Raw genomic sequence first — 8,299 nt, forward strand, 5'->3', positions numbered from 1 at the left:
ATCGCCAGGCAACATGGACAATAATCGGTCGGCGAAAAATTCGTTATAGGCACGGCGTTTTTCGTCTTCCATGCTGAAGACCAGCGGGCTGACCCGCTGGTTCATCAACTGACTGGCTCTGGCTACAGAAACGCTGTGCAGCGCCATATTCCAGTGGAAGTGCAGCGCCTGAGCCTGACGGGACTGGCAATCATTGAGGCCCGCGAATTGCTTGCCGTCCCGGAACGGAAACTCCATCGCAAAACGAACGCGGTAGAGCCTGACAATGGTGGCCGCGTCCATCGTGGGATCCGTACTGAACAGCAATTCGAGGGTCGGCCCCGACTTGCCTGGCCACAGCAGGGCCACCACCCGGACCTCTCGCTTCAGTGCCACGGCATACACCACGGTGGTGTATGCCGTGCAGGTGTCCGTCCACGGCAGCACGTCCCAGCGAGAGAAATCGCTCAAACTTACCTTGCCATCGTATTTTTTGGGGCGCCCACGGCGGCCTGTTTTGGGGCCAGGATAGAGATGCTTGAGGGAGGCGTCCCGGCGGAGCTTTCCGACGAAGGGCAGTTGCCCTTCGTCCACTACAGGGTCAACAAACTTTTTCTTGGCGTAGTAGGCATCACTCACTACAGCCAGCACCTGTTCGCGCATGGCATGAGGCAATTGGGTCAAGGTGTTCAGCATGTCCTGGGCGTAGACATCCGTGCGCGTCTGCTTGCCAGGCAAGTTCGCAGGCGTCTGGCTGATGGACAGCGGGAATGGCTGCTGGGTTTCCAGATCGACCCACGTCACACAAGAGCCTTCCAATCCAGAGAGTGAACGCTGTTGACAGCCGCTCCAGAACTGAGCTATGCCAGGGGTACAGTGGCCATTTTTGTTGATGAAGACAGCGTCAATCCCAAGAATGGATGTTGAACCCAGGCACTCCTGATCTTGCAGCTGCAAGATCAGACGGGTATTCAACTCTACCCATGGCAGGGGTTTCTGGAACCAGGCACGATGGGTTCGCTCAGATGGCCCGCCATAGCGGGTCAGATTGGTGAAATTCAGTCGTCCAGGAACGACCAGCCACAGCACCAGAAGCACCTGAAGATAGGCAGCCTGGGTGGCACGCACTCTGGTTCCAGAAAGCAGAGTCGCTAGAATCTGGATGGGGGTCGTCCGTTGTGTTGCCACACATCAACATGGACGATCCCCACCCCATTCGTCAAAAACCTTCCGGACTACTGTTTCAGATACATCAGCAAAATGTGCGTGACGTTCAGCGCAAAAGGAGAGGGGAAAGACTGGTCTAGGGGTACGGTGGCCCCTCAGTCCTCCAGTTCGTCCTCTTCTGAATCGCCCTCGCCTATCATGGTGATCTCGGTTTCTTCCTCGGTGACTCGGTACGGCCCCTCGCTGGCAATATAGTCGGCGGCCATCTTCAGCGTTTCCTTGACCCACCCGTAATCGTTGCTGATGGTGGCGACGCCGATCACTTCCCAGTCATGGGCATCCAGGCCGTCCAGGCGGGCCACGGTCAGGGGGAAACGCACCTTGAGACGTTCCACCACCGGGCGCACCAGGGCGCGTTTTTCCTTGAGGTTGCTGACCCAGGGCATTTCCAGGCGAACGGTCAGGACACCCACATAACCCAGCGCCACCGCTACAGCATTCCGGCCAGGAAACCCTGACCCCGCACCGCCCGCACCAGATCCATGATGGTCAGTTGCGAGGGATCGTAATGCACCTCGATCTGGCCGTCGTCGGGGGCGGCCTTCGAGACGCCAGGCAGGGCGGACAGGGCGGCGGCAACGGTCTGCCCGGCCTCGCGGGACATGCCGCGCACACCTAACAGGACACGGGTAGCGGGAGTGGTCATATCTGCCATTATGCCCCGCTGTCCTTGCCTGCAATACCGGAAACCTCACCACCCCCAGCGGGGTGTGGGGCGAGATTCAGGCGCACGCCCGGCGAGGTTTCCAGACGGCTGCCCAGGTGCCGCACCGCGTAAGCGCCCACCGTGACAGCTTCCTCGGCCCTCGCAGTGTCCTCCAGACCGGGGGTAAGTGGGAAGTGAACCTCATAGACGGCGGTGTCATAGGCACTCTTGATGGTGGCGTGAAGCAGGCCCTGCGCTGTTTCGGCAGGCGCATCCGGCGACAGGTTCAGCGTCCGCACCAGTACGATGGGTTTGTCGCCCTGCCACACCGACTGCGCGAAGATAAAACCGGCCAGTTGCCCGGCCTCCTCGGCCACAAAGGAATGCTCACTGCGCTCGTAGAACTTCAGGGCGGGAAGGCTGGTGCTGATGCGGCCCTCGCGCTCCCGTTCGGGCAGGGCGTCGAAGGCAGGGTCCAGATGCCGCTGCACGGTCAGATCCAGCGCCTGAAGCGCGCCACTATCCTGTTCGGTAAAAATCCGGTAACGCATGGGAAGAAGTCTAAAGGTCAAAGGGGCTGAGGGCAGTGGGCATTCTCCCGCTCCACCTCGGCCCAGGTGGGCATAGCGTCCTGCGCGCCGGGGCGGGTGCAGGCCAGCGCAGCGGCGATCCCGGCCCAGTGCAACGCCATTTTTAGATCGTCGCCCTGAGAGAGCCGCGCGGTCAACACGCCGCAGAAGGTATCCCCCGCCCCGGTGGTGTCCACGGCGTTGACCGGATGCGCGGGCAGGCGGTACGTCTCCCCCGCCGTCACGGTCAGGCTGCCCTCGCCGCCCAGGGTGACGGTGACTGCTTTCGGCCCACGCTCCAGCAATGAGCGGGCGCTGGCCTCCACTTCCCCGTCTCCGGCCAGCGCGGCAAGTTCGTGTTCGTTGACCAGTAGATGATGAGTGAGGCGCAGCAGTTCAGGAGAGGTTTCGCGGGTGGGCGCGGCGTTGAGCAACACCATCAGACCCGCAGCCGAGGCGCGTCTGGCCGCCTCCAGCGTGATCCTGGGCGGTAGTTCCTGCTGCATCAGCAGATGGGTCAAAGCGCTGAAGTCGGCGGGCAGATGTTGGGGCGTCAACCGTGCATTCGCGCCGCTCGCTACCGTAATGGCATTCTCTCCCGCGTCTGAGACGGTGATCAGGGCCAGTCCGGTGGGGGCGTCCAGGGTCCGCAGGCCGGACAGGTCCACGCCCGCCCGTTTCAGACCCGAGAGGGCCACGTCCTGAAAAGCGTCCCTTCCAACCGCGCCCACCATCGAGACATCTGCGCCCGCCAGCGCCGCCGCCACTGCACCGTTCGCCCCCTTCCCACCCGGCGAGGTCCGCGTATCACCGCCCAGCACCGTTTCGCCGGGGCCAGGAATTCGCGAGGCCCGCACGGTCAGATCGGCGTTGATGCTGCCCACCACCAGCACACTCATTCAGGCTCCAGATCGGAACGTTTCATGGGACGATCATACGGACCAGCCGCTCAGACGCCTTCGGTTTCCGCCGGATATTTCTCCCGCCAGAGCGCCCAGCCCTTATCGGGAAAGGCGCGTTTGGCTTCGGGGGCAAACAGGCTTGCGCCCTCGGTTTCCAGTTCGGGCAGGGGACAGGGCACGATGTCGGTTTCCTGCATGGCGGGGTGATCGGACCACGCCAGCAGGCGGCCCGAACCGCCCCAGGGATCGGCGGTGGCCCACACGATCCGGCCCACCTCCAGCAGCGCGGAGGCCCCGCCGCACATCAGGCAGGGTTCCAGACTGGTGTACAGCGTCAGGTCCTGGGGGTTGTCCAGTTTGCCCGCCTGGAAAAACACGTCCATCTCGGCGTGCGCCACGCTGGCGTCGCCCACCCGCTCGGCAGTCTGGGCCTCGCCCACGCGGTTGCGGCCCCGCGCGATCACCTTGCCGCTGCCGTCCACCAGCACCGCCCCGATGGGTGAACTGCCCTGTGTCAGAGATTCGCGGGCCAGAGCCAGGGCTTCGCGCAGGTGGGCTTCATGTCGGGAGGCATCGGTGGAGGAAGCGGTCATGCAATCAGTCTGCCAGTCAGGGGCCGCCGCCATGTCCAGCACAGGATTCATTCCTTCTGCACCCAATCTTGAGTCGGCACACATCAAGACGCAATGGTGGGAGCGCGGCGGTGGGGGGGATGGCTTGAAGACTGGGCACCCCATCTGTAATAATTAGACCAAGTTCAATTCTTTATCCGCTTCTGGCTGCTGGCTCCGGCTGCCCCAGCATCTGCCAACCCCCCCCATTCTGCCCTTCGCCCCAGCCCCATAGGAGCGCCATGTCCCCTACCCCACCCGCCCCGTCCACCCTGCCCCGCCCCTGGCTCAAGCATTACGAACCCGGCGTGCCACACGACTTCACGCCCAGCGATCTGACGCTGCCTCAACTGCTGGAGCGCGCCGCACAGACCTACCCGGACCGGACGGCGTTGGGGTTCCTGGGCGCAAAGACCTCCTACCGCGAACTGTGGCAGAACGTGCAGAAGTTCGCACTGGCCCTGCAAAAAATGGGCGTGAAGCCGGGGGACCGCGTTTCGGTGATGCTGCCCAACTGCCCGCAGTTCGTGACCGCCTTTTTTGGCACGCTGCTGACCGGGGCGGTGGTGGTCAATACCAGCCCGCTGTACGTGGCCGACGAACTGGAATACCAGCTTAAAGACAGCGGCAGCGAGACCCTGATCCTGCTGGACACCTTCTACCCGCGTTACGCCCAGATTCAGGAGCGGGTGCCCGTTAAGCGCGTGATCGTGACCGGGATTCAGGACGCCCTGCCGTTTCCCAAAAATCTGCTGTACCCCATCAAGGCGCGGCGCGAGGGAACCTGGGTGGATGTACCGGAGGGCGCGCACCTTTTCCAGTATGCCGATCTGCTGAAGTTCCAGCCGCCCACGCCCGCATCCGCGCCCCGGCAGCCCGGCGATCTGGCGCTGCTGCAATACACCGGCGGCACCACTGGCGTTCCCAAGGGCGCGATGCTCAGCCACCGCAACCTGATCGCCAACGCCGAGCAGGGCCGCGTGTGGATGACGGACCTGAAAGACGGTCAGGAGGTCACGCTGGCCGCCATTCCCTTCTTCCACGTCTACGGCATGACCGTGGCCATGAACCTCAGCATCCTGACCGGGGCGACGATGGCGCTGGTGCCGAACGCCCGCGACATCGGCATGGTGCTGAACCAGATCTCGGCGTCGAAGGCCACCCTGTTTCCCGGCGTGCCGACGCTGTACAACGCCATCAACAACAATCCCAACACCCCCAAACACGATCTGACCAGCATCCGCGCGTGCATCAGCGGCAGCGCGCCCCTGCTGCTGGAAACGGCCCGCAAATTCCGCGAGATCACCGGCGGCGCGAATCTGGTGGAGGGCTACGGCCTGACTGAGGCCAGCCCCATCACGCACACCAACCCCATTTTCGGGCGGCAGGAGGAAGGCAGCATCGGCCTGCCCATGCCGGGGGTGGACGCCATCGTGGTGGGCGAGGACGGCCAGATTGTGGGGACCGGCGAGGTGGGCGAGTTGTGGGTGGCGGGACCGAACATCATGCTGGGCTACTGGCAGCGCCCGGACGCCACCGCAAAGACATTGCGTGAACTGCACGGCCTGACGTGGCTGCTGACCGGCGACATGGCCACCGTAGATGAGGACGGCTATTTCCGTATCGTGGACCGCAAGAAGGACCTGATCCTCGTGGGCGGCCACAACGTCTACCCGCGCGAGGTGGACGAGGTGCTGAACGCCCACCCCGCCGTGCTGGAGGCCGCCGCCGTGGGTCTGCCCGACGAATACCGGGGCGAGACGGTCCATGCTGTGGTGCATCTGAAGCCCGGCATGGCGGCCACCGAGGCCGAGATCATCGCGTTCTGCCGCCAGCACCTCAGCTCGTTCAAGGCCCCCCGCAGCGTGGAATTCCGCGACGAGGAACTGCCCAAGACAGCGGCCATGAAAATCCTGCGCCGCCAGTTGGCCGAGGAAGCCAGGGAAGGGCGGGCGGGGCAGCCGGGCTAAACGGCGAACCGAGTCTGAACGGGATCGAGAAAGCCCCCCCGCCCACGTGGATGAGGGGGCTTTTCTTTGCCGAGCGTGCTGAGGACTCTGGTTTCCTCTGCGGATTCTGGTTTTCCCTACCCGTTCGCCAGCGGCGCGTAGGCCGTCGCACCCGCCGCCAGCGGGCTGGGCGCACGGCCTGCCCGGAGTGCGGCAGCCCCCGCCAGAGCGATCATCGCGCCGTTGTCGGTGTTCAGGCCCTTGCCGGGGAAAACGACGTGCAGATGAGTTGACCGGAAGGCTTCGCGTAGAGCTGTGTTGGCGGCCACACCGCCGGAGACCACCACCGTCTGCCTTCCATACGCCTCGGCGGCGCGGCGGGTGGTCTTGACCAGCACATGCACGGCGGCCCTTTGAAAACTGGCAGCCAAATCATCGGGCTTCGTCCCGGCCTTGTGCGCCAGCAGGGCGGCAGTTTTAAGCCCGCTGAAGCTGAACTCGAAGGCTTTCTGCCCTTGCAGGGGCTCCTTGAAAGGGATGGCGTCGGGATTGCCGCGCAACGCCGCCTCGGCAATGGCTGGCCCCCCCGGATAGCCCAGGCCCGCCAGACGGGCAATCTTGTCGAACGCTTCCCCCGCCGCGTCGTCGCGGGTCGCGCCCACCAGGATGTATTTCCCCTCCTCCGGCACGTCAAACAGGTGGGTGTGCCCGCCGCTGACCACCAGGGCCAGATACGGCGCTTGCAGATCGTCCTCGGAGGCGGCGGCGAAAATATGGCCCTCCAGATGGTGCGCGGCGAAGAACGGCACGTCCAGCGCCTGCGCCAGCCCCTTGCCGTACATCAGGCCCACCAGCAGCGCCCCCACCAGACCGGGGCCAGAAGTGGCCGCCACCGCACCGATATCGGACACCTGCAAACCCGCCTCGGCCAGCGCGCCTTCCATCACGCCGTCGATGCGCTCCACATGTTCGCGGCTGGCGAGTTCGGGCATCACGCCTCCGTACTGCGCGTGGACGGCCTGAGTCCAGATCCGGTTGGCGCGTACTGTGGTGCTGCCGCCAGCACTCAGCTCCACGATCCCCACGCCGGTATCGTCGCAGGAGGTGTCGATGCCCAGAATGTATCGCGGTGTGGCCGTCATCGCCGGGGAGTGTAGCAGGGGTGGGGCAGGGCCAGAAGCAGGATTGGGGGCGATCTTCTGACCATGTGACAAATACCCGCTCAATCCGTGATCCTGTCAGAGGCGCGTCAGGGACGTCTGTTTACCCTGGTGGCATGCGGAACATCTTTGGGATTCAACAGGCGAAATGGGGACTTCTGGGCGGACTGTCACTGACACTGGTGGCCTGCGGCGGCGGCGGCCTCCCCACCCCGGAGGCGTCCGATCAGCCCACCGTACAGACCATCAGCGGCAAGGTTTCCGGGTGGCAGGGCGAGGGACGGGTAGCGGTTTCCGGCCTGCCAGACGTGTCTTCCAGCGCCCACACGGACGGCTCGTTCACCCTGACGCTGCCTGACCAGATCGAGGCGGCCAGCCTGACCATGCGCGCCGCCGATGTCGCCCAGAAACTGGAGTGCAGCGGCAGCGTGCAGAGCAGTGCGCCAGACGCCCGCGCCTTCGTGCTGATGTCGCTGGACGTGAAAGACGGCGCTGGAGGGCGGCAGACCAGCGCCATGACCGGCAGCAAACCCGGACTGCTCAGCCGCCGGGTGAATGTCCGGGTGTGGGTATACAGCGACAGCACCACCCAGCTCCGGGGCACCATGGACTGCGCGAAAATTCTGAGCATCCCGCAGATTTCCACGTTGCCGGTCACGGTGGCCGTCAATGCCCAGCCCGGCTGGAACGTCATTGAGCTGAACATCCAGGCCAGCGCCAACGTTCTGGCCCAGGTCAGCGCCTCGGGAACGATGGTCAATTCCACGGCGGGGGGCACACAGGCCACCTTCCGCACCACGCAGGAACTCCAGGCGCAGGTCGCGTTCTAACCCGTCCACATCTGTCAGGAAGCGTGGAGCGCCTAGAAAGGTGTCCACGCTTTCTGCGTTTTCCAGCCCATTGCCGTTTCAGGAGTCACCACAGCTTCTGCCAGGGAGATGATCCATCCAGAGGGCGAACAGCAATGGTTCGGACAGTTTTGACGAAAAGTAGGGGTGGCCCAAAAAACGGGTCTCCGGTAGGGTGAGGTTCTCAAGCCCACACCCAAGGAGACCCAATGACTATTTTACCTGTGCTGCTCACCCTGCTCAATCTCCCCGCTGCCCAACAGCGTTTTTTCCTCCACCTGATGCCGGTGTGGCAGGCCATTCCTGGCCGAATCAATGCCCTGAATCTCAGCCGTTACAGCGGACTCCACGAACGTACCTTCCGCCGATGGTTTCAAAAGGCCCTCCCGTGGAATACGCTCCAATGGA

The 8,299-nt window shown here is 64.0% G+C and carries 9 protein-coding genes and 1 pseudogene; 3 read left to right on the top strand and 7 right to left on the bottom strand.

Annotated elements, in window-relative coordinates; all coding sequences use genetic code 11:
* The 6 genes from Q319_RS0121485 to Q319_RS0121510 form a co-directional block, all read right to left on the bottom strand.
* Positions 1-1,107, bottom strand: a 1,107-nt coding sequence (locus tag Q319_RS0121485) for a transposase (protein ID WP_051655586.1), incomplete at its 3' end; no start/stop codon positions are given.
* 194 nt (positions 1,108-1,301) lie between these two features.
* Entirely contained in the window at positions 1,302-1,634 is a 333-nt protein-coding gene (locus Q319_RS0121490) for a DUF503 domain-containing protein (protein ID WP_029484466.1), read from the bottom strand.
* A gap of 2 nt (positions 1,635-1,636) precedes the next feature.
* Complete coding sequence (locus Q319_RS0121495) at positions 1,637-1,861, bottom strand: heavy-metal-associated domain-containing protein (protein WP_029484467.1); 225 nt, start codon at positions 1,859-1,861, stop codon at positions 1,637-1,639.
* Positions 1,861-2,403, bottom strand: a complete 543-nt coding sequence (locus tag Q319_RS0121500; protein ID WP_051655661.1) for a DUF1999 domain-containing protein — start codon at positions 2,401-2,403, stop codon at positions 1,861-1,863. Before Q319_RS0121500 ends, Q319_RS0121495 begins: the two co-directional genes overlap by 1 nt.
* 17 nt (positions 2,404-2,420) lie before the next feature.
* Positions 2,421-3,320, bottom strand: a complete 900-nt coding sequence (locus tag Q319_RS0121505) for a ribokinase (RefSeq protein ID WP_029484469.1) — start codon at positions 3,318-3,320, stop codon at positions 2,421-2,423.
* 50 nt (positions 3,321-3,370) lie between these two features.
* The gene (locus Q319_RS0121510; RefSeq protein ID WP_029484470.1) at positions 3,371-3,916 is read right to left on the bottom strand and encodes a nucleoside deaminase; all 546 of its coding nucleotides are present in this window, start codon (positions 3,914-3,916) and stop codon (positions 3,371-3,373) included.
* 260 nt (positions 3,917-4,176) lie between these two features.
* Between Q319_RS0121510 and Q319_RS0121515 the strand changes: the two genes are divergently transcribed.
* Positions 4,177-5,904 (top strand): long-chain-fatty-acid--CoA ligase, encoded by a 1,728-nt coding sequence (locus tag Q319_RS0121515; protein WP_029484471.1) that lies wholly within the window; start codon positions 4,177-4,179, stop codon positions 5,902-5,904.
* 116 nt (positions 5,905-6,020) lie between these two features.
* Here Q319_RS0121515 and tsaD read toward each other — a convergent pair whose 3' ends face one another.
* On the bottom strand, positions 6,021-7,025 hold the full coding sequence (tsaD, locus tag Q319_RS0121520) for a tRNA (adenosine(37)-N6)-threonylcarbamoyltransferase complex transferase subunit TsaD (RefSeq protein WP_029484472.1): 1,005 nt from the start codon (positions 7,023-7,025) through the stop codon (positions 6,021-6,023).
* Between the two features lie 134 nt (positions 7,026-7,159).
* Here tsaD and Q319_RS0121525 point away from each other — a divergent pair, with 134 nt between their 5' ends.
* Complete coding sequence (locus Q319_RS0121525; protein ID WP_029484473.1) at positions 7,160-7,873, top strand: hypothetical protein; 714 nt, start codon at positions 7,160-7,162, stop codon at positions 7,871-7,873.
* A gap of 227 nt (positions 7,874-8,100) precedes the next feature.
* Positions 8,101-8,299 (top strand): annotated as a pseudogene (locus Q319_RS27580) (IS4 family transposase); the annotation flags it as partial.

Source organism: Deinococcus marmoris DSM 12784, from assembly GCF_000701405.1.
Classification (GTDB): Bacteria; Deinococcota; Deinococci; order Deinococcales; family Deinococcaceae; genus Deinococcus; species Deinococcus marmoris.